The sequence below is a fragment of the Dyadobacter sp. HNCC25DJ185 genome, assembly GCF_056895195.1.
In genome coordinates this window covers 337630-363317 of the sequence record NZ_JBXHAR010000005.1, presented here as the reverse complement: position 1 = coordinate 363317, position 25688 = coordinate 337630, and the positions used below count along the sequence as shown (strand labels likewise).

Annotated in this window: 20 protein-coding genes; 8 read left to right on the top strand and 12 right to left on the bottom strand. The window is 48.7% G+C overall.

The window, feature by feature from the left end; all coding sequences use genetic code 11:
* Nucleotides 1-64: 64 nt before the first annotated feature.
* The 3 genes from AC1XUF_RS16400 to AC1XUF_RS16390 are packed head-to-tail and all read right to left on the bottom strand — an operon-like array spanning nt 65 to nt 2663.
* Nucleotides 65-613, bottom strand: coding sequence for a DNA-3-methyladenine glycosylase I (locus tag AC1XUF_RS16400; protein ID WP_483342902.1), 549 nt, complete (start codon nt 611-613; stop codon nt 65-67).
* 36 nt (nt 614-649) lie between these two features.
* Complete coding sequence (locus tag AC1XUF_RS16395; protein ID WP_483342901.1) at nt 650-1567, bottom strand: helix-turn-helix domain-containing protein; 918 nt, start codon at nt 1565-1567, stop codon at nt 650-652.
* 55 nt (nt 1568-1622) lie between these two features.
* Nucleotides 1623-2663 carry an NAD(P)-dependent alcohol dehydrogenase gene (locus AC1XUF_RS16390; RefSeq protein ID WP_483343112.1) on the bottom strand — a complete coding sequence of 347 codons (1041 nt, stop codon included), beginning with the start codon at nt 2661-2663 and terminating at the stop codon, nt 1623-1625.
* Nucleotides 2664-2865: 202 nt separating this feature from the next.
* Here AC1XUF_RS16390 and AC1XUF_RS16385 point away from each other — a divergent pair, with 202 nt between their 5' ends.
* The 5 genes from AC1XUF_RS16385 to AC1XUF_RS16365 all read left to right on the top strand — a co-directional run bounded on the left by AC1XUF_RS16385 (nt 2866) and on the right by AC1XUF_RS16365 (nt 8014).
* Entirely contained in the window at nt 2866-3261 is a 396-nt protein-coding gene (locus AC1XUF_RS16385) for a cupin domain-containing protein (RefSeq protein ID WP_483342900.1), read from the top strand.
* Between the two features lie 91 nt (nt 3262-3352).
* On the top strand, nt 3353-3949 hold the full coding sequence (locus AC1XUF_RS16380) for an RNA polymerase sigma factor (protein ID WP_483342899.1): 597 nt from the start codon (nt 3353-3355) through the stop codon (nt 3947-3949).
* Nucleotides 3950-4059: 110 nt separating this feature from the next.
* Nucleotides 4060-4779 (top strand): tetratricopeptide repeat protein, encoded by a 720-nt coding sequence (locus AC1XUF_RS16375; protein ID WP_483342898.1) that lies wholly within the window; start codon nt 4060-4062, stop codon nt 4777-4779.
* A gap of 58 nt (nt 4780-4837) precedes the next feature.
* The gene (locus AC1XUF_RS16370; protein WP_483342897.1) at nt 4838-5242 is read left to right on the top strand and encodes a hypothetical protein; all 405 of its coding nucleotides are present in this window, start codon (nt 4838-4840) and stop codon (nt 5240-5242) included.
* Between the two features lie 15 nt (nt 5243-5257).
* Entirely contained in the window at nt 5258-8014 is a 2757-nt protein-coding gene (locus tag AC1XUF_RS16365) for a CHAT domain-containing protein (RefSeq protein WP_483342896.1), read from the top strand.
* A gap of 36 nt (nt 8015-8050) precedes the next feature.
* Here the strand turns inward: AC1XUF_RS16365 and AC1XUF_RS16360 are convergent, their stop codons facing one another.
* Together AC1XUF_RS16360 and AC1XUF_RS16355 are read right to left on the bottom strand one after the other, a co-directional pair.
* Nucleotides 8051-8602, bottom strand: a complete 552-nt coding sequence (locus AC1XUF_RS16360) for a carboxymuconolactone decarboxylase family protein (RefSeq protein ID WP_483342895.1) — start codon at nt 8600-8602, stop codon at nt 8051-8053.
* Nucleotides 8603-8665: 63 nt separating this feature from the next.
* On the bottom strand, nt 8666-11794 hold the full coding sequence (locus AC1XUF_RS16355) for a heparinase II/III domain-containing protein (protein ID WP_483342894.1): 3129 nt from the start codon (nt 11792-11794) through the stop codon (nt 8666-8668).
* A 39-nt stretch (nt 11795-11833) separates the two neighbouring features.
* Here AC1XUF_RS16355 and AC1XUF_RS16350 point away from each other — a divergent pair, with 39 nt between their 5' ends.
* Nucleotides 11834-13642, top strand: coding sequence for an amidohydrolase family protein (locus AC1XUF_RS16350; RefSeq protein ID WP_483342893.1), 1809 nt, complete (start codon nt 11834-11836; stop codon nt 13640-13642).
* A 17-nt stretch (nt 13643-13659) separates the two neighbouring features.
* On the opposite strand, the gene AC1XUF_RS16345 is transcribed toward AC1XUF_RS16350, so the two are convergent.
* The 5 genes from AC1XUF_RS16345 to AC1XUF_RS16325 all read right to left on the bottom strand — a co-directional run bounded on the left by AC1XUF_RS16345 (nt 13660) and on the right by AC1XUF_RS16325 (nt 22522).
* Nucleotides 13660-14256 (bottom strand): DUF4833 domain-containing protein, encoded by a 597-nt coding sequence (locus AC1XUF_RS16345; RefSeq protein WP_483342892.1) that lies wholly within the window; start codon nt 14254-14256, stop codon nt 13660-13662.
* A 264-nt stretch (nt 14257-14520) separates the two neighbouring features.
* Nucleotides 14521-16164 carry a glycoside hydrolase family 32 protein gene (locus AC1XUF_RS16340; RefSeq protein ID WP_483342891.1) on the bottom strand — a complete coding sequence of 548 codons (1644 nt, stop codon included), beginning with the start codon at nt 16162-16164 and terminating at the stop codon, nt 14521-14523.
* Nucleotides 16165-16431: 267 nt separating this feature from the next.
* A complete protein-coding gene (locus AC1XUF_RS16335; protein ID WP_483342890.1) occupies nt 16432-17949 on the bottom strand; it encodes a glycosyltransferase family 39 protein in 1518 nt (505 codons plus the stop codon).
* Nucleotides 17950-18046: 97 nt separating this feature from the next.
* Nucleotides 18047-18427 (bottom strand): nuclear transport factor 2 family protein, encoded by a 381-nt coding sequence (locus tag AC1XUF_RS16330; protein WP_483342889.1) that lies wholly within the window; start codon nt 18425-18427, stop codon nt 18047-18049.
* Nucleotides 18428-18529: 102 nt separating this feature from the next.
* On the bottom strand, nt 18530-22522 hold the full coding sequence (locus AC1XUF_RS16325) for an ATP-binding protein (RefSeq protein WP_483342888.1): 3993 nt from the start codon (nt 22520-22522) through the stop codon (nt 18530-18532).
* A gap of 171 nt (nt 22523-22693) precedes the next feature.
* On the opposite strand from AC1XUF_RS16325, the gene AC1XUF_RS16320 reads away from it, so the two are divergent.
* A complete protein-coding gene (locus AC1XUF_RS16320) occupies nt 22694-23647 on the top strand; it encodes an amidohydrolase family protein (protein WP_483342887.1) in 954 nt (317 codons plus the stop codon).
* Between the two features lie 3 nt (nt 23648-23650).
* On the opposite strand, the gene rbsK is transcribed toward AC1XUF_RS16320, so the two are convergent.
* Both rbsK and AC1XUF_RS16310 read right to left on the bottom strand, forming a co-directional pair.
* Nucleotides 23651-24550: a ribokinase gene (rbsK, locus tag AC1XUF_RS16315; protein WP_483342886.1), complete on the bottom strand. Its 900-nt coding sequence runs from the start codon at nt 24548-24550 to the stop codon at nt 23651-23653.
* 9 nt (nt 24551-24559) lie between these two features.
* Complete coding sequence (locus AC1XUF_RS16310; protein ID WP_483342885.1) at nt 24560-24730, bottom strand: hypothetical protein; 171 nt, start codon at nt 24728-24730, stop codon at nt 24560-24562.
* A 208-nt stretch (nt 24731-24938) separates the two neighbouring features.
* On the opposite strand from AC1XUF_RS16310, the gene AC1XUF_RS16305 reads away from it, so the two are divergent.
* Nucleotides 24939-25565, top strand: coding sequence for an L-2-amino-thiazoline-4-carboxylic acid hydrolase (locus tag AC1XUF_RS16305; protein ID WP_483342884.1), 627 nt, complete (start codon nt 24939-24941; stop codon nt 25563-25565).
* The last annotated feature ends 123 nt before the right edge of the window (nt 25566-25688 follow it).

Below are 25688 nucleotides of genomic sequence, written 5' to 3'. Positions count from 1 at the left end.
TTCCAATACGTGCTTGACTTATTAACGATCCGTGCAAAAAAACAAAAAACTGATAAATCGCTGGCTATCCCGCCGCCCAAAGCGGCTTCGCCGCCAAAACCTCTTCATATATACGGCAATCCTCCGAATGTGCGCCCGGCAGGTAGCCGATACTCATCAGGAATTCATTCACGATTTCACCGCCCGTAAAGCGGAAGGTTTTTTTGAACAACTTCACCCACTCTTCTTTTGTTCTCGGATGGTTCAGTTCCAGCCATCTTTCAAAAGTGCCATGTTCTTTTTGTAAGGTCAGGATCGTCTTCGCATTTTCTATCGCGGCATTGATTTTCAAACGGTTGCGGATAATAGCAGGATCCGACATCAGGCGCTCACGGTCTTCATCGGTGTAGGCTGCCACTATCTTGATATTAAAATTGTCGTAAGCTTTCCGGAAGCCTTCTTCCTTTTTCAAAATGGTTTCCCAGCTCAGCCCGGCCTGATTGATTTCCAATACGAGCCGACAGAACAATTCGTCGTCATCATGAATCGGAAACCCATATAAATGATCGTGGTAGGCTTTGTGAAGCGCCTTTCTGTCTGCGGTCATGAAATCAATTGCATTGCAATACGACATGGAATACCTGGTTTAGGTGAAAAGTTTGATAAACGCTCAATGGAACGACTGCCTGAATTCCACAGGCGAAACATTCGTTTTGCGTTTGAAAATTTTGTTAAAAGACTGCGGATGTTCGAAACCGAGCTGGTAAGCCACCTCCGCAACGGTCAGGCTGCTCGTGCTCAAAATCTCTTTCGCCTTTTCAATCAATTTGTTATGGATATGTTGCTGCGTATTCTGGCCTGTCAGTGATCGGAGCATGTCACTCAGGTAATGGGGGGATACATTCAGCCGTTCCGAAATATACTGGACAGTCGGAACACCGGAAACCAACGGCATCTGCTTCTCGAAATATTCGCACAGCAGCTCTTCCAATTGCATCAGCAAATCGCTGTTGGCGGATTTACGAGTGATAAACTGGCGGTTGTAAAAGCGGTTACCGTAATTGAGCAACAACTCAATGTGCGACACGATCACGTCCTGGCTAAAATTGTCAATGGTCGATGAGAGCTCCTGCCGGATGTTTTCAAAAATAGAAATGATCGTAACCCTTTCCTTTTCCGAAAGATGCAATGCTTCATTAACCGCATACGAGAAAAATCCGTAGTTCTTGATGTTCCTCCCCAACGGATAGTTCCTGATAAAATCAGGGTGGATGTGTAGTCCGACGCCATCGTAGTCGGGGTTGGGCTCGGTCTCCGAAAGCAACTGGCCAGGCGAAATAAACGACAACCCGCCTTCATCGAAATCATAATAATGTTGTCCGTACCTCAGCCTCCCTGTGAAACTCTTTTTGAGGGATACTTTATAAAAATTCATCACACAGCCTTTGGCAATGTGTTCAACGTTGACTCTGACATCCTTATAATTGACCAGGCTTACCAGCGGATGTTCCGGCTTGGGCAGTTCCAGCATCCGGTGTAACTCGGAAATGGAATTGAAAATGTAAGGCACGTTCGTTTCTTTTTTCATCGGATCGGGCAGGCAAGAAAAGCAGGACCTGGATTTTCATGCCTGGGTTTCTAATTTACAAGGTTGCCATATCAATCACAAAGCGATAAAGCACGTCGCCTCTGAGCATTCTGTCAAACGCCGTGTGAATGTCTTTGATATCAATCAGTTCCACATCCGATATGATGTGATGCTCTGCGCAAAAATCCAGCATTTCCTGTGTTTCCGGCAAGCCGCCCGCGCCTGATCCCGCCACCACCTTATTACCGGCCGCAAGCGTAAAAGAAGGCACGCTCAGCGGCTCTACAGGCATTCCTACGTTGATGTATACCCCATTGGTTTTCAAGACGGCGAGATAGGGATTTATATCATGGTCAGCCGCGACCGTGTCGATCACAAAATCAAAAGAACGCCTGGCGTCCTCCATCTGAGCTTCGTCCCTGGTGACCAGAAAATGGTGCGCACCCAGCGTTTTTGCTGCCGCGGCTTTATTGGGCGATGTGCTCAAAACAGTCACTTCCGCACCAAAAGCCACCCCGAATTTCACCGCCATATGCCCCAGCCCGCCCAAGCCGACAACGGCCAACTGATGCCCCTGCCCTACTTTCCATCTGCGCAAAGGCGAGTAAGTGGTGATCCCGGCGCAAAGTAATGGCGCAACACCCGCGAAATCCAGGTTTTCGGGTACATGCAAGGCGAAATGCTCGGAAACAACCATGTTGTTGGCATATCCGCCATAGGCCGGCTGGCCTGTCTTGTCCAGGTTGTTGTAAGTCAACACCGGACTTACGCTGCAGAATTGCTCCTGACCATTTTTACATTCCTCGCAAGCGAGGCACGAATCGACCATCACGCCCACCGCGGCGCGATCGCCTATCTTAAATTTCGTTACATGGTCCCCTGTTTGTTTCACGATTCCGACAATTTCATGCCCCGGCACCATTGGAAATAATCCCGGAAACCATTCATTACGGGTCAGATGGACGTCGGTATGACAAACGCCGCAATAGGCGATCTCTATCAGCACATCGTGCGGGCCCACTTCCCGTCTTTCAAATTCCCATGGTGCTAATTTACTTTCGGCACTTTGTGCCGCATATCCTTTTGACCGAACCATCATTCTTTCTGTTTTAAATTGAACAGCACAAAGATCCGCCTGCGTTCAAAGCGCCTTGTAGCCAAACCGGATTATGCTGTAGCCAAAATGCAGGTTACAGAAAGCAGCTGTTACCATTCCCTGAAAATGTACGACTAAGACATCGGACACAAACCGCCGACAGGTTTCCCCCGGAATATTAACCTTAACCAAGAACCAGAAAATGGAAGAACCCTTTCAATTTACGTCACTTGCTCCGGACGCCGATTACGCTGCACCGGACGGTTCAGAAATCAGAAATCTGATCACCTTTAAGGAAGGCGGCATCTGCCACTGCACGCTTCCGGTTGGCGCAACTTCGAAAGCGGCAAGGCACAAAACGGTGCAGGAAATATGGTACTGTGTTTCAGGGAAAGGCCTGATTTGGCAAGAAAAGGAAAACGGACCCAAAAATGCGCCTGTAGAATTTACAACAGGCGACAGCTTCAACATTCCGCTCGGCAACCGCTTTCAATTCAAAAATGTGGGGGACAGGCCGTTGTGTGTTATCATTGCCACCATGCCCCAATGGCCGGTGGATGTGGAGGAGGCAGTCCTGGTAGATGGGTTTTGGTCTTGACCGCTGAATCACTTTTTTCATTATTTAAAACCTGACCAACAGTAAAATACCCGTTTTTCTGTATATTTCTCGGCATACAGAAATGTACATAATGGCCCTCCTGAGCAGAACATTTACAGATTCAGAACTAATAGAAGGAATTCGCAGTGTCGATCCGCGGCGCCGCGTTTTCGAGAACAGATTGTATGAAAAATTCGCCTATCTGATCAGGGAAGGCACCTGGAAGCATCAGCTCTCGGAAGACGAATGTTCTATGGCGTATTCGGACACCATTCTCACCGTTTTGGAACAGATCCGGAGCGGCCGGTTTAAGGGCAATTCTTCCATTAAAACCTATCTTAATCAGATATTCGCCAATAAATGCATTGATTTATTAAGGAAAAATTCAACAAATAAACAACAAACCGTTCGCGGCCAGGCGCTGGATGATTACCTGCATATCCTACCTGACGACTCCAAGGGGATTATTGAAAAGCTGATCGCGCAGTATGATATGGACCTTTTGAAAAAACGAATTCAGGAATTGGGGGAAAAGTGTAAACAACTGGTGCACGCTTGGGGAGACGGATTTTTGGACCAGGAAATCGCCATTGAAATGGGGTACCAATCCGCTGCCGTGGTCAAAACAAGTCGGTTGAGGTGCCTGGACAAGCTGAGGGAATTATATGTGAAGGGAAGTAAGGACTAAGGTGTAAGGAATAACAGTGAAGTGGTTAAGGGAACCTCACAAAACAGCAGGTGAAGGAATGTTGCATTCAAAAAAGCCAACAGCTAAAAGCCAAAAACCAGCGGCCAGATATGATTGAACGGATAGAGGAATATTTTGAGCAAAAGCTTTCCCCAAACGAAAAAATGCAGTTTGAGGCCGATTTGAAATCGGATTCTGAGCTGGCGGAGGCGGTTGCCTTTTATCTTGTATCCAAACAAACCGTAACTATTCAGGCCCATGAACAAAAACTGGCTGCAAAGCACGCAGAGTGGCAGTCACTTAGAAAACCAGTCTCCGGAAATTCGAATTTAAATGTCTGGTACGCCGTCGCTGCGGCGATAACAGCCGTGGCAATCGGACTCGGATGGTATCTGCTGAACCCCGGCGCCAGAGATTTTCGACAAGTTGCCTCCGGCTATGCCATGGAAAATTTCACGACGCTGAGCGTGCAAATGGGCGACAATGGCGATAGCATGCAGATCGCAATAGATCAGTACAATAAAGGCCAGTATGCCACGGCATTGAAAATCTGTAAAAACATTCTCCTCAAAGACCCTGGAAATGTTTCCGCAAAAAAGGTCGCCGGTATTGTTTCCCTGAAGCTGTTGGATTACGACCAAGCAATCGAATATTTCCACAAGCTGGGTGCCCAGAAAGGACTTTATGCAAACCCCGGGAAATTTTATGAGGCCATTGCCTTGATTCAGCGCAATGGCCCGGAAGATGCAAAACAGGCCAGGACTCTTTTAAAAGAAGTCATTGACCAAAACCTCGAAGGAAAGAAAGAGGCCGTGAAGTGGATGGATTGAAGCTAAATGCATTGAATTTTTGTCAACAGTTATTCATAATCCTAACCGTGCTCATCTTATGCTATTCAAGAAAGAAACAAAATGGTTTCCAACCTCTATTGAAAGAAAAACATTTTACGACAGAAATTCTCTGTGGCTTTTTTATACCCAAAGCAGGACTGCGGCAGAGATCAAAAAGGAGATCGAACACATGAAACTATCGATTGACCTGAAGAATTTGAAAATTGTGATCAAAGACAAAGGAAAGGCTGTATTTCTGTCCGGGCCTAACATCATCTCAGTTCTGGACAAGTTATCTAAGCCCAAAGGACAGGGAGGCCCTACGCCCGGCCCGCCGCCGCCGCCGGTAATACCCGAATCTTTCGGTTTGTATGAGCGGGAGTTAAAAATCTTTACCGATCAGGGTTTGGACATCATTGATCAAAAATTCAATATAGCTCCTGAAGATCTTGTAAAATCCTGACAAAATACACGATGAATGATTAGTTGGGGGGCAAAAAAGCTTCTGATTGCCATTATTTTACTCGCACCCCGTCACGCGGCCGCGAACAGCGACCGCGTGCTCATCTGGAAAGAATTTTACGAAATTGTTGTGCTGGACTATCCTTCGCAGGTTACCCGCTTTGCCCGGTTACAACAGGAATGTACCCAATCAGGGATTACAAAGGACAGTACCTATTCCAACCTGCTCAGCCTGTATGCTGGCGCGTTGTTTTACTCCGGCAATTCCAATAAGGCTATCCTGCTTCAGCGTCAGGCCATCCAGGTCGCAGAGCAAAATCCGACTTTGAACCCTCGCTACTACCTTACCAAATACTATTTTTATTATGGTTATTATATCTCAAAATCAGAAAGTTATAATGCCAGAATAGCAGCTTACAAAAAGGCGATCGCCGCTGGGAAGGGCCAGTACGATAAATGGGGAATCATGTCGCAGACCTATCTGGCACTGGGAGGGATTTATAAGGAAATGGGCGATTTTGAAAGGGCCAGGGAATTCTCGGCAGAGGGGTACACCTATGCGAAAGCCAGATCCGATACGGCAGCCTTGCTGAACTGCCTCTACGAAAAACTGTTGAGCAGCTTTCATCTGGGCGAAAACATATCCGATTTTAAGGAGGTCGATTTCCTGGTCAATACTGCCAGGAGAAAGTCACGCCCGGTGGACGTGGCGGTTTATTACAAACTGAAAGGCGATTTACTGGCCAGCCGGGGCCGATATGCAGAGGCATCCGGCCAATATCTCACAGGCATCGGCTTCATGGAAGATTCCACGGCACAGGAGATCCGGGGGATCCTGTATTCCGATCTGCATTATATTTCCGTGGAGAGAAAGGACAAGGCTTTGTCGGACAAATATTTCAAGCTGGCACTTGAAAACCTCCCTGCCGGAAACTACCGTTCCCGCCTTTACGATAACCAATCCTGGGTTTTTAGCCGGGAAAAAAGATTTGATCAGGCACTGGCCAATATCCAGCTAGCATTGAGTTCACTGGAACATTTGGGATTTAGCGCTGCCCGTGTCACTGAAAACCCCAAGGCTGCCGCCATTAAGAATATCCTGTTTAAGGATTACATTCTCAACCCAATTACCGATAAAGCCGACATCTGGCTTGCCTACGCGAAACATACCGGCAATGACCAGGTAAAACTGCAATATGCCCTTAAAACGTACATGCTGGCCGATACAATGATCGACTATATGCGCTGGGAACACACCGGTGTCGCTTCAAAACTCTATTGGCGCGAAACCGCTCGCAGCATGTATGAGCAGGCGATCGAAACCTGCTATCTGCTGAACGATCCGGGCAAAGCTTTTTACTTCTTCGAAAAGAGCAGGGCCGTCATGCTCAATGATCAGCTCAATGAGCTCGGTGCCAGGCAGCTGTTATCAACAACGGACCAGCAAAACGAAACGGCACTAAAACAAAAAGTCTCAGACCTTCAGAACCGGCTCGCTGAAAATGCAGGTGACACCAGGAAAACAGGACTGTTAATGACCAGGCTTTTCGCAGCACGCCGCGAGCAGGAGGATTTCATCAGCCAAATCGAAAAAACCAATCCGCAATATTACGCTTACAAATACGACAATGCGGTTCCAACGCTTGCACAACTCCGGAGCGCGATACTGGAAGCAAAACAGACGATGGTCTCTTTTTTTGTGGGCGATAGCGCTGTATATGGCCTGGCCGTTTCTGACGGAAATACGGTGCTGAAAAAGATCGATCTGCCGCGATATCGGGAGTACGTTTCAAAATTTCAGAAGCTTATTGCGGATGGGGAAGCTCAAAACCGTCGGTTCCGCGAGTATCTGCAGGTTTCGAACCGGTTATTTGAGTTGCTTTTGAGACCATTCGCCATTTTACCAAATACCCGCGTCGTCATTTCCCCGGACGGGGCTTTCCTGCCTTTCGAGGCATTGAGCTCATCAGCCACGGCTCCGGAATATCTGGTTTCGAAATATGCATTCAGCTATACCTACTCAGCGGGCTTCCTGGCCAAAAATCTTCAGAACAAGCGCTACCATATGCTTTCGAAACCATTTTTGGGACTGGCGCCTGTTCAGTTCGCACCCAGGCTGGAGCAGCCCGGCCTGCCCGGTTCCGACCAGGTCCTGAAAACCATCGGGCAGTATTTTTTTGGCTCCAAAACATTAACCGGCGCCGACGCTTCCAGAAACGCCTTTGTCAGCCAATTCGCCGACTACCGCATTGTACAGCTGCTGACACACGCCACAGCCGACAGCAGCGACAAGATACCGACACTCTATTTTGCAGATTCGACGCTCAGGCTCAATGAGCTGCCCTCCGCCGAGAAATCGGGTACCGAACTGCTTATCCTATCGGCTTGCCGCACCGGAATTGGCAAACATCAGCGCGGGGAAGGCGTTCTCAGCCTGGCCAGGGGATTTGCCGGAATTGGTATCCCTTCTATTTTGACGACACTCTGGAGCGTGGAGAATGAATCGGTCTATGGGTTGACCGAACTGTTTTACCTGGAACTCGAAAAGGGCCTGCCGTTAGATGTCGCATTGCAAAACGCGCAGACCAACTGGCTCAAAACCGCCAGCCCATCTGATCAGCTTCCGTATGCCTGGGCGGGAATGGTGCTCGTCGGCAAAACCGCACCTGTCAATCTGGGGCCGTCCAGGCCCGTTGTATTCGTTCTGGCAGGCGGGTTGATTGTTTTCTGCGTTTTTCTATTCTATTATTTCCGCAGAAAACCGGCGTCGTAAGGGAAAATCGGCAGCCTCAATTGCTGTTCATGCGGCCTAATAAGTGGTCCCGCTCGCCGAATAACCGTTCGCAATTACTTTTTTCGCGCGGGCACGATAGATCTCCGGATCGGTAGGTGCTGTGGTTGCAAGTCCGTCGACATACCGGTTGAACATGCAGAACGCCGCAGCGATCAGCACGGTATCGTGGATCTGTCGATCATCGGCCCCACTTGCCCTGGCAGCCTCTATTTGCTCCGGGGTCACCTGTTTTCCGCCTCGCTGCACACTACCCGCAATGGAAAGCAACGCTTTCATTTTATCGGACAATGGGGTTTCCTGATAGTTTTCCTTGACACTTTTTACCAACGACCAGTCGTCGTCGCCCAGGTAGTCGCTTGCAATTGCGCCATGAATGGTCTGGCAGAAAAAACAGTCATTTTGAGAAGATACATAAGTACCGATGAGCTCCCGTTCGCCCCGGCTCAAACCTTCATCTGATTGCGTCAGCGCATTTGCCAGTAAATTCATGGGCGCAGCAGTATGCGGACTGAATAACATGGGCCCAAGTATACCGAGCATTCCATTTTGCAGATCAATGTGGGGCATATTAGCTCGTTTTAAATGGTCGATATTTTTCCGTTGTTATCCAAAGGTCGGTATATGTCAGATTTACTTTTGTTTCAGACCGTCCCTCTCCCAGGAAAAAATGGCTTTGATTACCACCTTATCCCCGATGCCAATATCGGAAACCCACACATCCTCTCCCAAGGCGGGTCTACCGGTAAGCCCTGCAACGGGTATGAGCTTGTCAGCCGAAGCCGATTTCAGGATACCCAGCGGCCTGTATTGGTTATCCAGAATGGTAGTGCCGCGGTAAGTGGGCGCAAATGGCAAATTGGTATCTGTTACAATGGAATCGCCAACTGTTTCCCTGACATGCACTTTGCCGACAAGCAAATCGTCTTGAGCAACAAATAGGACCGTGTTATCTTTCACCAAAACCGAGTCGACAGGATGCACAGTCGTTCTCAGCTGATTTGTAAAATGGGCCATATCCCCGGGCCTGAACGTCAGGTGACTGAACTTTTTGTCGAACCGAACCTGAATGCTACGCCTGTAAGCATCCACCCCGGTTACTGTCCCCTCAAAACGCTCCGCAGTAAATTTCTTTCCGTTTACAACGAGGTAAGTACCATCGCTGAAGTACGCCCGGGCGAGGTTCCCTTGGAGATCAAATGTGACCACAGCCGCGTGGGCATCGGTTTCGATTTTTCTTGCTAAAACAATCTTCTTCGTATTGGATGTGTCACTGATGATCACATCTGTCATTCCCGGGCGTTTTACTTCCAGGGCAATGCCGGTTCCATTTTGAATGGGCAGGAATTTTTCACCTAATATAAAATTCTGTTTCAGATAGGGCTCCATAATGCCTACAAACTGGCTGGTAAGCATTTTTCCCGGCACCGCTTTCCTTCTTGCCACCATATATTTAAGCACATGAAGCTTCGCCCGAGGTTTATCGTAGGCGTCAGCCATAAATACTTCCTGATTTGCCTGCGACATGACGTGGATCCGCAATTTCGCATCAGGGTCCAGTTCATGCTGGTATTCAAGTACAGACTTGCCGTCACCGAGCTTCTGTACGTTGAACAGATATTGATAGCCGGAGCCCATATAATCGCGATAGCTGCCTGCGTAATCCCTTACTCCCATAGACTTGTCGTCATAGATATCGCCCAAAGCTACGTCCGGCCCTGCGAGGGTGCCTGTCTGCACTTTGCCCCAATTTCCATTGATGCCAATAGTTTTACCCGGCGGGCCATGCAAGATGTAATCATGCTGGCTTCCACCTGCAACCCTGAAGAAATCCACTACGTAACTTTGCCCCGCTCCCGCATCGACCATGATCATATTCCTGCGGTAGGTAGATGTATTGGAATAAGTGCCCGAAGATGCGTCCATGTTCCTTGCGAAAGATCCGGCCGAAAAATCATGCAGGGTCCCGGGAACATTGGTTTGCTGTCTGCGGGCATCCACCACCACGGTATTGTGCGAGACGGTATTCTGGGACCAGGTATAAACTTCCTTTACATATTCGTTCATCGCGTCCGGATAACCCAGGTTCGGCATCATTTTCTGGCCATTTGCGAAAAGCTCAAAATTCAAAAAATCCCAGTGGTAATGTGTCCCCTTGAATCCGTAGTTGAAAGCGACTGCGGTAGCATCGGAGGGATTGTTTAAAATACCCATACCATACCCCGCAAGCAGTTTTGAACGCTGTACCGGAACCGAACGGTGATCGGGAAGCGGTTTTTGTTCCGGCAGCGGCGCCCTGAACAGGGATTCGAAATCCGAGAAAGTAGCAGGCCCGGTTTTACCTACAGAAGCCATCCAGGTGAGGTAGGCCGGATTCTGGTACATTTTATAAGCGATTTGATAAATCCCCGGGTCACGCCCCACCAGGTTTCCGAGTACATTACCGCTGTCACCAATATCCGGTGTAAACTTGCCTATCGCCACCACATCCAGCGGACTGTTCAACAAGGCCTTCAATCTTGGTTCTGTAAACAAATTCACCCCACCTTTGTTCAGTATTTCCGCGAACTTCGCCAGCTTGTCCACGGTAAGTAGATTATATTGAGGCGACTCCAACGGCTGTCCGTCGCGAAAGATCATATTATAGAGCGCATACCTGATCCCGCTCTGTACCCTGCTTTCCCCAGGCTCCTCCACGATCATTCTCAGGTATTTTTCGGTATCCATATATTGCCTCGCCAGCAAAATATAAATCAGAGCGATCTGGTGCATGCCGTAGTTTCCCTGGATTTTGCGCTGCATGTAGGCGTCTAATGCGTCTTCCAGCAAATTGGCTTCGATAAACGATCTGATTTGTTTACCTTCTTTGCCGTAAAACTTTTGCAACTCCTGGTCGGCATCGATCGTCTCCCAAACGGCATCATAAGACTCAGCCGCATTCTGAATTAAGCTGGTTTCCCAGATCAGGTTCAAAACCTTGCCGCCGTAAACACGCCCCTTCGCCTTTTCCATTAATCCATACCTCGACTGGTTGGCATGGTCCATAGAAGGATACACCTCGGCCATCCGGTACAGCATCACTGCCGCTTTATGCGCAAACCGTTTGTCGCCGGTCAATAAGTATGCTCTTCCCAAATCAGCCAGCCCAGGCTCGATGTGGCCCTTCCAGGTCCATTGATTGGCATAAGCTACAAACCAGTAACGTTCCCCGTCGGGTGCCACCCAGCCCCAGCCATCGTCGGCATAGGTTCTGTCCAGCCCGGTTTTATCTTTGAAATCATTCAGATAGTACGCCAGATAATCATTGCTCGGAAAAACCTGCCCGTCAATCGGGGACTTTACCTGCAAAGGGTGATGCGGATCTACGATCCATGGATAGGTACCGCCCACTTTAAAGACAGCATCACCGTGCACCGGACTTCCTTTGGGATTGAGGTCAAAAGCGCGGGGTACACGGGCGTCTGTCAGTAAATTCCGAAGCTCGGTATCTGTAAATTCCAACCATTTGCTGGCAGCTGCCACGATACTGTCCCGAACCTTCCCAGCCTCGGGATAGGTCCGCAGATTCTGCCTTGCAACGGCAAGGTCTGCATCCGAGTAGATCATCCGCTGTGTTTTCAGAGGATATTTTGGAAGCCGCTCCGGAACCTGGACGAACGGGGGAACCACGATATCCGTGCTTTTCTGAGCAAAAAGAGGCACGGTTGCAATCCAAAAGAAACTGATGATTTTAAAGTAATGCGGGAACGCTCGTAATGACATACAAAGTCTGATTTTTTGGTAAACAAAATTATCTTATTTTTGTTTACCAAAAAATCAAAAACAAAAAGTCTTTCCGCCTTGCTTCATATGCTGGACCCCCATTTTTCTCGCCGGGATTTTATCAAAACAAATGCGTTATTCGGAGTCACAGCCCAACTGATGCGCGAATCGGTCCGGCAGGACAGTCGGCCGGAGGATTTTTTGAGTCCAATAACTGTGAATGAAGGTGACACCCTTTATTTCGACGGTTTCACGAGAATTGGCCCCAGAAAATTCAAACATCCTGCGGAGAAATGGAAATTGGCCGACCTGCTGGAAGATATGGACCAATGCTCCATATCAGCTGCCCTGGTGGCTTACACACAGTCCGTCAATTATGACCTGATGTATTCCAATCTGGAACTGAGCCGGATGGTGAGCGATCATCCGCAATTATTCCCGATCTGGAACGCCATGCCCCATCAAACCGGCGAATTTCCGGCTCCCGAAGATTTGGGCAGGGAAATGAAGGCGCACAACGTCCGTGCATTGAGTATTCATCCAAAAACCAATTCCTGGGACTGGAAAGCGCGGCATTGCAAGGTTTTGTTCGACTGGCTAGGTGCCAACAAAATCCTGACCATCACCACAGGCGCAGAGCTCGGTTCATGGACAGATGTGGAAGAATTTTTGGTCCGCTATCCTCAGATACCCTTGCTGCTGACCAGCGCAACCTGGAACGAGCAACGTTATGTGTTGCCCCTGGTTAAAGGCTATAAAAACCTGCACATCAGTTTCGATAACTTTCAGATCAACGAAGGCATTGAATACCTGTACAGGACGGGTTGCGCGCATCAGATGATTTTCGCGTCCAATAGCCCTGCCATGGCAATGGGCGCACATCGGGCATACATCGATTATGCTGACATTCCGCAAGAAGCCCGCGCCAAAGCAGCGGGTGGAAACCTGATGCGCCTGCTAAAGATCGCGAAGCCTCCAGTCCTGCGTCAGAACAAAAACGAAGACACCCTGATGACTGCCGTGCGCCAAGGAAAGCCCCTGCCTGTTCCCGTGATTGATATGCACATGCATATGCTCCATGAGGGAATGAACGGCGGCGGATGGACTTACCGGATGGAACACGGCGGGCCGAAAGGAATTTTTGAAATGGCCAAAAGGCTGGGCTACATCGGCGGCGGGATCATGAGCTGGAATGGCGTCGTGAGTCAGAATGCCGCTGCGGGAAATCCGGTTACCAGTCTGGCATTGGATGCCGCCCCCAAAGGCTACTGGGGGTTGGCTACCTTCGATCCGAGCCACTACAGTCAGGAGGAACTAAGGGTCATGATCGGCCAGGTATATGCCGATAAGCGTTTCATCGGGATGAAGCCTTACCAGTTTTATGGCTATGAATTTCACGATCCGGTTTACGATATATGGTGGGAGTATGGCAACAAAAACAAGTTCTACGGATTGATCCACAATTCCCGGGCGGACCTGCTCGAAGTGGAAACACTGGCAAAAAAATATCCGGATGTTCGCTGGGTGATCGCCCATGCCGGCGGCAGCTTTAAAATGGCGGATATGGCCATTGCCGCTATGAAAAAATTCCCGAATGTGTACGCAGAAGTAACGCTCACCCCCGTCCCGCAGGGCATGATTGAATACTTGGTACAAGGGGCGGGAGAAAACCGTATCATGTACGGCTCCGACTTGCCGATGCGCGATCCCAGACAGCAACTGGGCTGGGTCGTTTTCTCAAAATTACCCCTTGAGACCAAAAAGAAAATCCTGGCTGAGAATGCCATGCAGGTCATCAAGCCCTGTTGGGAACGACTGCCTGAACACAGCCGGCCAACTATGTTTTGACAGAGCCATCGCTGACCTCACGGCTTGAACCTGTGTACGACTTTATTGCCATTTTGAACGTTGGTGCCGGTCAATTCGATGAACGTTACATTGGGTTTCAGCTTCGTGCCGCCATCGATATTGATAAAAACTTTTTTGAGGATCACGTCCCTGCCCTCCACAGCTATGTGCGCGTAGTACCTGGAGTCTTTGGGCGAAGGCTTCAGAACAATAAGCATGTCGCGGTAAGCAAGCAGACGGATCTTAACCACATCACCATCAAAGTCTTCTGGCTTAATGCCATAGCCCAGCCTCTGAACCTTTGAAAGCGGCTTTGTGCTTCTGTCCTCGTCATTGATGAGCCAATAAATATCAACGGGCTGCTCACTGTCCAGCCGCCTGTGCCCGCCGCCCTTCGCCTCGTCATAATGCGCAGCATAAATAACGGAATTCAAATCCAGCGAGCGCTGGAGATAAAAGAGCATATCCGGCACATCGGTCGGCACCGGATAGGCATTCATATCTATTTTGATCTGTTTATCGGAGTCGGCCGCATCCTGCGCCGCCAACGTCATCGGGCAGATCACCAGCGCTGCGATTACTCCAAATAACGTTTTTAGTTGCTGTGGTGCCATGTTTTCTGTCCATGTTCTTGCGTAGCAACTTTTTAAAAGCGATGGAGGTTCCCGTCAGGGGGTTACTTCTGGGATAGTTCCCAAAACCCGCAGGCTAACCCAGCGGGCAAACTGCATATTCCGTCCAATCATCCCTGCCCCACTCCGGGTGTGCAGGGTCATGGCGCGGATAGACGCAGATCGTCCGTGTTCGTGCATTTGCCGGCAAATGCACGAACACGGAACGTCAGTTAGCGTGGCCCGCCGAAGGACTGACAGCATTTCTCACTCCCAAATAGACTTCACCGCAAAAACCTCCAATCCCTTCACCTCAATGTTATTGCCCCAAAACTGAAAGCCTTCCGTATTGCCTTTCTCAGGCCTCCGCTCCATGGAATAGGAATAAGCACCGTTGTCAATGAACACTTCAATGGACGTCCGGTCCATGTAAATGTCGGCGTTGATCTCCATGCTGGTCATATCTTCCGGGGAATAGAATACTTTGTTGACAAGGTTAAAATTGAGGTCGTAATCCAGAATACGCTGCCCGAAAAAGTTTAGTCCCGCGCTTGTGGCATGGGACAGCCTGATGGTGGTTTTGATGCGGAGACGGTCTGAGGCCGCAAACGCCTTCAACTGAGTATTAGCATCTTCGGCAGTTAGCATTTGCCATTTCTGAATCGGACTAAACAGTTGAACCGCTTCCTTTATTGGCAGGCTGAACATCCTGATGCCATCCTTAGTGGTCTTCAATGTGAGTTCCGTAGGCAGCAACATCATTCCGTTGAATGGCATGCCCGGATGCCCTACCCTTCCCCACCCGATCTGGATTCTTCTGCCATCTGCATCAGGCATGTTGGTAAAAGTTTGCGCCGCGTAAATGGTACCTTTGACGTAATAGTACTTGCCGGTTTCGGGCCGGAAGGTTTTACCATCGAACGAACCGATCATATAGGTGTTAGAGGCGCCGTACATCACCCATTTCGTTTTGGCTTTATCGCCGTCCACAGGCAGCTCAAAAAGGTCAGGGCATTCCCAAAAGCCTGTGACGTGGCTTTCTGCTTTCCAGTCTTTGAGGTTTTTTGAAGTGTAAATCGTATGCCCGTCCCGTTCGTTCAGTACCAGTACCCAATGGTTGCCAGGCTTGTACCAGAACACACGCGGGTCGCGGGTATCTTTGCTGTTCCATTTAGCCTTGGAGTCGATCACCGGGTTTTTGTCGTATTTTGTCCAGGTGCGGCCCTTATCCAGGCTGTATGCGACACATTGGATTTGTTTTTCGGCATTATCGGCCGTGTAAACGGCAACCATCGCGGGAATGTTTCCTTTGTTGAAACCGGCCGTATTATTGTAATCGATCACTGTTGATCCGGAAAACATAGTGCCGAGGTGATCGGGGCTTAACGCAGTCGGCAATTCTTCCCAATGGATCATATCCTTGCTCACGGCATGGCCCCAGGACATATTTTCCCACTCTTTTTCATAAGGGTTGTGCTGGTAAAAAAGATGGTATTCTCCTTCATAAAAAATCATCCCGTTCGGGTCGTTATTCCAGCCTCTTTTGGAAGTGAAATGAAACTGAGGGCGGTTCTTCTCCTTATAAAGGGAATCCTGTCCGGCCATTTTATCGTCCTGGTAAATTTTGGACAAACCTGCCGCATCGCCGTCATAGCTTATTTTGACGGTTTCCCCCTTGAAAGCGGTCATATCGCAGAAAACCCAGTATTCCGGTTCATTGGAGAGCCTGATTTTGAAGGAGCGCTCCTGCCTGCCATCAATCTCGAAATGCATGGTCTTCCGTTCTTGCTTCTGAGAAACAGGCAGATTAAGATATTTATTGGTGATTTTGATACGGATGTCGGCCGCGTTTGACGTAATTCCTGCAACGATCAAAAGTCCGGCGAAAAAGGCTGGTATAAGTTGTTTCATAAGTTCGATTCTGAGGAAACTGCTCTTTTTGATAACTAAACCTCGATTCCTCAAAAACCTACTATCGGGGCACCGCCTTTGCAACAACCCTTCTATCCATTTACAATCCGCAGCGAGCACGTGGCTTCGATTTTGATGGCTACTGGAAAAGAGCCATTTGAAAAGACCCTTGTTCTCAGCCTTTGTCCGTTTTCATCGTATCTCAGGTGAAGCCATACTCCTGCGGATCGCCCGCGGGTTACTGAAGACTGCACCCGTACCGGACTGCTACCACCTTTCTCTCTCGATATCGCCCTTCAAAATCTCGTTAATAGAAACTTTCGCGTCCAGCAGCACATAAATGCTCGTGCCCTTCTCACGCGCATACCTGTTTTCAATTTTGCCCGTCATCCTTACTTCCCTGAAAAGCGGCTGCTCCTTTTTTCTATCCTTGTCGTCATCGTCCGCGTTTTGCACCAGGATGACGTTTTTAATTTCCTCATCCAGCGGAATCCAATTGATATAGTCCGCATGCATGGTTACCGCTCCGATGTTTTTGAATTTGGAATAATAATTGATGGCGCCGGCCTGTCCATAATTGTCGCAGAGAACCAGGGTATGTTCCTTATCTGCGATTTTTTCGTAATCCGCATCCACTTTCTCGGCCAACTCGCGCCAGCCAAGCATATCCGAAAAATCCTGGGGCAATTCGTGGTCCTTGCCATCCTCCCAACGCAACAGGCCAAAATCCTTATACGCCTTCGAATTCTCTGCAATCTCAGCCGGGCTTTTGATGGGGAAAGCGATCCTGAAAAATGGGATAAACATCACAATCATCACCCCAAAGGCAAGCGCCCGAAACCAGACCATTTTTTTTGTAAACAATGATTCCAGGTATACCGAGCCAAATGCAAGGAAAATCGGGTACAACCCAATCGCATAATAACCTTTAGCTTTCAGGTAAACGAAAAGCGTCAACGTAAAAAGAAACGACCAGAAGAAGACCCGGTACTTTTTAAAACGGGGGTATGCAAAAAAAGAAATAAATCCTGCCAGAATAACGAAGATAGATCCCAGAAAGAACAAGACCTGTTCTTTCAGAAAATCCAGCCTGTTCACATTGACCAGCTGGGTTTCGGCAAGTAATTTCATGTGATGTAAAACGGGGAAATGATTCTCGTACTGCCAGATCAAATTGGGTAAAATGACGAGAAGCGCAATGCCCGCTGCGATATATATTCCTTGATGCATGAATACTTTCCGGCGGTCAGTGAGCAAAAGCGCCGGGACCAGTCCGGCGATAAGAAAAACAATGTTGTACTTGTTTAAGAAACCAAACCCAAAAACTACTGCAGCTATATAAAGCCACTTATTCTGCTCTGTTTTAATGTATTGGAGTAAGGCAAAATACAGTAGCGTCCAGGCCAAGACGTCAACAGAATTGGGCTGGTAAAGCATATTGATCCGCAGTAACACAGACAATGTGACAGCCGTGGCGCCCAGGGTCAAAGCGAATAAATTTCCACCCAAAACCTCAATCGCCTTCCAGACGACGACAAGCGTCAGCACGCCAAAAAAAGCCGGAAAGAACTTCACCCAGAACTCCGAGTTTCCCAGCAACAGGATCAGATAGGACGTCCAGGATGTAAAAGGTGGTACGGAAAGATACCCCCAGGCCAGATGTTTACCCTGGTCCAGATGCAGGTATTCGTCCCGGTGGAGATCGTACCCCGGGGCAACAATAACATAGTGAAGCGCGAACTTAACGATCATGAAAAACCAGAGGAACAGCGCTTTTTTGGACATAAGGATGAATCTTTGGACTGAATGTATACTTTTTCGCTGAAATCCCCTCTGTTGATTCCGCAAAAATAAACATCGCCATTCAGATCCCGCATTGCGGCTAGAAATCCAGTACAGGCACGGCGCTACAGGAAGCCGCGGAAATTTTCCATCCTGTGTTGTTCCTTTTCCAGACCCTCATGTATAAATACCTGCCTTCAAACGCGCGGCCGCGGCACCTCCCCTTAATCCTTTCGACAGCGAGGACCATGGCAGTATTGCCCTGCAGGTTCACCTGTTTGTTGCAAACGTCGATATTTTTGATGCGAAGCGCTCCCGAGCGATAAATATTCAGATCTTCCGAATGCGGAATAATCTGGCCCTCCCTGTCGATGAAGAGCACTTCATCGTGAAGTAAATCTTCCACTACTTCTACAGCTCCTTCTTTAACGGCCGCAATTAAACGTTCCTCTGCTCTCGCAATTTCTTCCTGGTATGTCATGGATCAACACGCTGAATAATAATGGTGCAAATATCCTGACAAGCGGGAGAAGCCGCTATCAATCCTGTTTCAAATGATATAAACTACGTATCAAACACACGCTCAGACAAATTCATTTGGGGTAACCTGGTAAAACTCTCGAAAGCATTTAGAAAAATAGGACGCACTTTCAAAACCTGTTTTAAAAGCTGTTTCGGAGCTGTTGTAACCCTCCCTAAGAAATTGCGCGGCCCGCTTGAGACGGTAATTCCTGATCATATCCCCCGGCGCCAGGCCCGTCAGTGATTTGACTTTACGATGGAGGCTCGCCCTGCTCATTCCCACCTCCGACGCAAGCTGCTCCACCCCGAAGTAAGAGTCTTCCAGCCGTTGTTCGATTACCTTATATAGTTTTTGAACGAACATATCCTGTAAGGTAACCGTCGGCTCCAAAGAGGATTGTGTCAGCTGTTCCGGGTTTTTCAGTTCGGCACTAAGCTTGTCCCGCAGCCGCCGCTGACGTTGCAGCAGGTTGCCCACGCGCAGTTCTAATTCCTGTGTGTGAAAGGGCTTGGTCAGGTAATCGTCCGCACCAAAGCTCAAACCCTCGATTTTATCATAAAAAGAAGCACGGGCAGTCAGTAGGATGACCGGAATATGGTTCGTTCGCTCATCTTTTTTTAGTTTCTCACAAAATTCAAAACCATCCATGGCGGGCATCAGAACGTCACTGAGAACCAGGTCGGGGTAATTGCTGATCGCATATTCCAATCCCTCCAGACCATTGCGTGCCTTGGCGATACGGTAATTTTCTTTCAGGATATCGGCAATAAATTCGGCCAGCTCCGGATTATCCTCAACCAGCAGGATCGACGGAATATCTTCTTCCCCGCCGATAGAGCCCGGGTCCGCGTCTTCCCCTCCTTGCCACAGTTGAAAAGGTTCGCGACGATGGGGCTCTGGCGGGGCTGCTGCCTCCACAGCCCGACGGTAAGGAAGCCATACCGAAAAGCGGGTGCGCCAATTCCCGCCGTATTCCGGTGGGCTTTCAACCGACAATGTCCCCTTTTGCAACTCTGTCATTTCCTTCGCAATCGATAATCCTATTCCAGAGCCAGTTACATGCTGCCTGGCATGACTTGGATCTTGAACCTGATAAAAACGGTCGAAGATATACGGCAGCTTATCGGCAGGAATGCCAATGCCCGAATCGCAGACCTCGATCTGAATCCCGTTCTCATCGAGCGCCGAAAGGCTGACCTGTACTTCGCCCTTTTCTGGTGTAAATTTGATCGCATTGGCAACCAGGTTTAAGACGATCTGTTCCAATTTTTCAGGGTCAAACCAATAATTCCCTAAATCGGCCTCGCTTTTGAAAATCAGAAGAATTTCTTTGGCTTCGGCCTCATGCGTAAAAGAAGAAACCAGATCCTGAAGAAACTTCCCGGGATCTCCCAGCGACTCATTCACAGGCAGGTTACCCGATTCAAGTTTTGAAAGGTCCAGCAACTGATTGATCAACCTCAACAACTGGTTCGCATTGCGCTCAATAGCTGCCAGCCATCGCTGTTGTTCAGCCCCGTTTAAGGTCGGTCTGAGGCGTTGTGCCGGGGTAAGTATAAGGGTCAGCGGCGTACGGAATTCATGTGTGATGTTGGAAAAAAGCCTTGTTTTAAGCGTATCTATCTCCTTAAGTTGTTCCGCTTCCCGCTCTTTTAAAAGAATTTCCTGCTTGAGCCCTTCTTTATAGGCCAGGTAACGGGCGTACCCCCAGAGCAGCAGGGCCGCGACGCCGGCATAAATACAATAGGCCCACCACCTAAGCCAGAAAGGTGCCCCAATCTGCAGGACAAGCTCTCTGACATTCGGGCTCCATTGACCTGTGGAGTTGGATGAATTGATACGGAGCAAATAGTTGCCCGGCGGTAATTTGGTATAACTGGCCACAGGAGAATTCTCGGCCATCACCCAGCCATTATCATAACCTTTCAGCTGGTAACGGTATTTAAGTCGTTTGGGCCTGTTGAATTCAAGTCCGGCAAATTCGAACGTAAGTGAATTCAGGTCATATGGGAGCGAAAGCTTTTTCAGGCTATTCATCTCTCCGGGCAAGATCACGGGGTCCTCGTATTCCGCTGCATCGATGTTATTGATCCTGAGGTTTGTGAAGGCTACCTGCGAGTTGTAGGTATCGGCCTTCAATGCATTGGGATCAAAAATAGTCCATCCCTCGATACCCCCAAAGGCCAGTCGCCCGTCAGGCAATTTCAGATGATGGAAACGGTTGAACTCGTCCCCGGGCAGGCCGTCGTCACTGAGGAATGTCTGTATCTGATGGTTCTGCGGATGAAAACGGCACAAACCTTTATTGGTACTTAACCATAAATAGCCTGCTTTATCAGCTAAAATTGAGTAAATGGTGTTGTCGGGCAGGCCGTCCTGCACCGTAAAGACCCGGCTCTGCAGACTCCTTTTATCCAATTGGATCAGCCCGTTGTACGACCCGATCCAAAGAAAATCAGGGCTCTTAGGATCATTGCTCATTCCCAGTACCAAATCCTCGGGAAAAAGCTCCGGACCCGATTTGTGGGTGATCTTCTGGACATGTTTGGTATGAATATGGACGATCAGCAAGCCATTTCCATCGGCTGTCGTCAAAAACAGCCTGTCGCGGTCGGCTATCATGTCTACCACCACCACCTCCGAACCCGTCTCTTTTCTCAAAATGGCGGGTTCCATAAATGTGATCCAACTCTTGGCAGTCCGGTCGAAATAAACGACAACACCCTTATCGCTGACAACCCACAGTGTGCCGTCAGGCGCAAACGTGATCCCCCGTATGCCCAGTGCCAGGTTGGTGGGATTACTGATGCCAGCGATTTCAGGCAGTAGAGCCAGTTTTTTTGATTTTGGATCATAATATGCGACCCGATTTCGCGCCGCCAGCCACAATCTTCCCTGATCGTCATAGGTTGATCTCACAAAATAGCTTGATGCAACAAAGTTTTGGCTGTCTACCGGCCATTTAGCAAATGCTGCCAGCGAGATGTTCAATTCCTGTCGCAGCAGATCTTCGTGAAAAGAATGCAAAGTAGATTTCGATTCAAAAAAAGGCGTTGCCAGATCGACCTGCTGTAGACCCGCGGCATTGGTGCCAAGCCAGATCAAGCCCGAACGGTCCACTAAAAACGCAGGCGTTTCGTGATGACCGGGGTTGTCTATTCTACCTACCATGGTCATTCCGGTGCGGTCATTGTAACGGAAAACCTCTCCCAGCTTTTCGAAATATTCGTTGCCGTCCGGACTGCTTTGTATGGAACGGATGCCGGTCTGAAATGCTTCCCTGAAAACCTGATACCTGAAGGTTCCGTTTTTAGGTTGAAAAAAGATCAGCCGTTCACGGTCACCGAACATGATCTCGCCATTACTGCGTTCGTGCATACCGATGACTTCTGCGTCAGCGCCGCCATCGTTATGCAACTTTAGCTTAAAAGGGATCCCTTGTGTTACAAACCTGCCCCTGGCACGATCAAAAACACCGATGGCATCCTGGCTGAGCACCCAGATACGATGCAGTTTGTCCTCCATCATCCCATGCACCGTGTCGCCTGGAAACTGGTAACCCGGCTTCGTAAAATCAATGGCCTGATTTCGTTTGAAATCGTACTTTACAACGCCTCCGGCTTGCTTGATAACCCAGAGGTTTCCATTGAAATCGCCCAACCAGCCTTCGCGCGCCCGCCTCACTGGCTGGGTCCCGAACAATGGTTTGGAAGTGAGTCTGGTGACCTTTTCGGAATTAGCGTCCATCACATCAATCGCACCCGATCCGTATTCAATCCAGATGTTACCCCTTGCATCCAGCTTCATGGAAACGGCGACGTTCGAACTGATGGTGGATGAATCTCGCAGGTTGTTACCGAAAACCTTGAAACGCAGGCCATCAAATCTCGCTATCCCATTAAGCGTAGCAACCCAAACAAAACCATTGGAATCCTGCACCAGCCCGGAAACAAAGGACTGAGGCAGACCATCTCTGGTGTTGATAACCCTCACCGGCTTTTTGACGGACTGCCCGCACGCCGACCAAACACTGTAGGCTATGACAAAAGCCAAACAAATAGCGGACCGGATAGAGGATTTGAGTAGCATAAGTCACCAACTTCCATGAAAAGTAAATGCAATTTAACTATTTTATTGCTCAGGAATTATTGTGAATAAGTGCTGGAACAGCTCGGATCGCAGCCGTTTGTTTTTATTTTTACAAAATCCCAACCTACTGTATAAATGTTTGACCCAAATCACCTTTCGAGACGAGATTTTTTCAGTGTTACAAGTGCCGTCCTGCTGGGGTCAAGCCTTTGCGCGTCAGGCGCAAAAATACTTGATGCAGAGCCGATTATAGATATCCACCAGCATACCGACTATGCCGGCAGAACGCATGATCAGTTGCTTGCCCATCAACGTAAAATGGGGATTTCTAAAACTATTTTGCTTCCCGCAGGAACCCCGGCTTTCGGCATGTCGACCCACAAAGGACAGACCAACGGCTTGCAGGCGAGATGTTCGGGAAATGATGTTTGTTATGCTATGGCGAAAAAGTACCCCGACGAATTCACGTTCGGTGCCAACGAAGTGCCGGACCTGCCGGATGCCATCAAAGAAATAGAAAAATACCTGAAACTGGGTGCTCCTGTGATTGGAGAGCTCAAATTTGGCCTGGATTGCGACTCAAAGGAAATGCAAAGAATTTATGAACTCGCCGGTGCCTACCAGGTACCTGTGCTGATGCACTGGCAGTTTGAAATGTTCAATTACAACTTTGAGCGCTTTCCCAAAATGCTTGAGAAATACCCGAATGTCAATTTCATCGGCCATGCGCAGACCTGGTGGGCAAATATTGATAAAAACCACACCGACCAACGCATTTTGTATCCTCAAACGAAAGTCACTAAAGGCGGCCTGACAGACAGATTGTTAAGTGACTACCCGAATATGTACGGCGATCTTTCTGCTGGCTCAGGGCTGCTTTCGATGACACGAGACGAAGATCACGCGCGCGAATTCCTGGCACGCCATCAGGACAAGCTGTTGTATGGAAGCGATTGCGACGACAGTGTAGGCGAGGGTGAAAAATGCCAGGGATCCCAGACCATAGCAGAGATCAGAAAACTGTCGGGCAGCAAAGCAATAGAGAGAAAATTACTTTACGGCAATGCCAAAAAGCTGTTCAAACTGTAAGTCTTATATTGCTTCCAACTCACTCCGAGAGGGCAGAGAGCTCTGCGCGCCCATTCTGGTTACGCTGATCGTAGCTGCTTTGCACGCAAATTCGACAGATTCTTCCAGACTATTTCCCTCCGAAATGGCCACCGCCAATGCACCGTTGAAGCAATCACCGGCTGCTGTCGTGTCAATCGCTGCGACCGGAGGAGCGGGGATAACGACACGCCGAGATGCCGTTCGAAGAAAGGCACCCTTACTTCCCAAAGTAATAACCACATTCTCACAGCCCCGTTCAATGAGTATATCTGCAGCTTTCGCAGCTGCCGCCTCCGTTTCGACCTTGACGCCGGTCAGCAATTCGGCCTCTGTTTCATTAGGGGTAATCAGGAAAAGGTCTTTGTAAATCGTATCGGGCAATTTTTGTGCAGGTGCCGGGTTCAGGATGACCTTTGCGCCTTTCCTGCTTGCATGCGTCACGCAAAACGCGACCGTATCCGTAGGAATCTCCAGCTGTACCAGCAGTAGATCGTCGGCACGTATTTCCGCAAGTGCTGCCGACACATCCTCACTGGCCAGCGAACTGTTTGCTCCCGGCGCTACGGCAATGCAATTTTCACCATCGGCATCGACATTGATCAATGCCACTCCGGAAGGCAGCGCCCGATCGATTGCAATGAAATCCGTGCGGATACCTTCCCGCGCGAATTGTGCCAGCGCCCGCTTTCCGAAAAGGTCATCGCCCAGCTTACAGATAAAGGTTACTTTTCCTCCCAACCGTGCCGCACTGACAGCCTGATTGGCTCCCTTCCCCCCTGGGTTCATCAGAAATACCCCTCCAATGACGGTTTCTCCCCTCACGGGCAACCTGTCAGATTTGACGACCATATCGGTATTGGAGCTTCCTGCCACATAAATCATGCAGGAAAGTTAAGATAATCTTGCCGAATATAAAGGCTTCATAATCCTTGGCCTTTTGCCCGGTTTGGTAACCTTGTTCAGATCCGTCCTGACTGCAAACGGGTTTGTATTTTCAAAGTTAACCTGCATTTCAAGTGAATCCTGATCATTGTTGTAGGTAATCTTGTGCGAAGTTTCCATGGTATTGCTGATGATTTTAAGTTGTGATTGGTTACTTATTTTCGACCATTTAAAAATCGTACCAGCCGCTGCCCATACAGAAAATCAAGAGAATATTTTTGCAAAAAACCATCATCTTTGACCCGTTTTCATCTCAGAAAAATTGGCTTCCAAGGAAAAATTTGGAATAAAATGCTGAATTTAAACACTTAATAGTAATGCATAAAAAATGCCTGGTTATCAGAAATATTTCTCCGCCGTTGTAAAACAGAAATATCCCGAACAGACGGATTCTCTGCTGAATGAGGTCGCCGACAACTTTCAAATCATCTCAAAACACATCGCTTTTGCATCAAAATCTGCCAACCCGATCGATCACCGGCTGGATTTCTGCGCTTACTTCCTGGCACTTATTAAAACACTCGACGAGCAACAAGTGGATTTTGCTGCGATCAGGGAAATTTGTCTGCAAGTGGTGACAGAATATGTGAGACCGAAGAACTGGTTTCATCGCTGGCTGAAACGGATTCCGGCCGCGCTGGTCGGCAGTCGCTTTGCGGGCTATTTTTTAAGAAAATGGGCAATCCGGTTTAGCCAAAACACGTCCCAGGATGGTTTCAAGGCAAATATTATTACCGACAAAAATGAAACTTTTGGCTTCGGCTATGGCGTGGACGTCGTCGAATGCGGCGTCTGTAAACTTTTCAAAAAGTTTGATTACGACAGGTACGCTTCCATACTTTGTGAATTAGACGAAATTACTTCTGAGCTCGCCGGCCTGCAGCTGATCAGGACCGGTACCATTGCCGGCGGAGCGGGCAAATGTGACTTCAGGTACAAAAAACTCCGCGTATAACCATCGTTTGTACAACGAGGTAAAATGACAAACGAAGTCAAATTACAGTCGCCAGAAGCTGTCTACGACGTAGGAAGAAAATCGTCTTCCAGGAAGAGGGCATGGAGGCCAGGATAAGATTTT